Annotated in this window: 1 protein-coding gene; it reads left to right on the top strand. The window is 69.9% G+C overall.

The features are described 5' to 3' along the window. On the top strand, positions 1 to 419 hold a 419-nt coding region (locus AC1DYK_RS35945; RefSeq protein ID WP_478170611.1), incomplete at both ends, for a carboxyltransferase domain-containing protein.

Here is a 419-nt window from a genome sequence, read left to right as displayed (position 1 = left end):
GTACCCGGCATCACCGGCCTCACCCCCGGCATCCGCTCGCTCCAGATCCAGACGGATCCGGCGCTCCTCCCCCAGCACCGGCTCCTGGAACTCCTCCACACCACCGAGGCGGCGCTCCCGCCCACGGACGCTCTGACCGTGCCGTCGCGGACCGTGCATCTGCCGCTGTCCTGGGACGATCCGGCGACCCGCGAAGCCATCGCCCGATATATGGCGGGGGTACGCGACGACGCCCCCTGGTGCCCGTGGAACATCGAGTTCATCCGCCGCGTCAACGGCCTGGACTCGGTCGACGACGTGTACCGCACGGTCTTCGACGCCGAGTATCTGGTGCTGGGCCTCGGCGATGTCTATCTGGGCGCACCGGTCGCCACCCCGCTCGACCCCCGGCACCGCCTGGTCACCACCAAGTACAACCC

Source organism: Variovorax sp. P2_H12 (genome assembly GCF_056403395.1).
The sequence above is the reverse complement of the archived record's forward strand: the minus strand, read 5'-3'. Positions and strand labels throughout refer to the sequence as shown.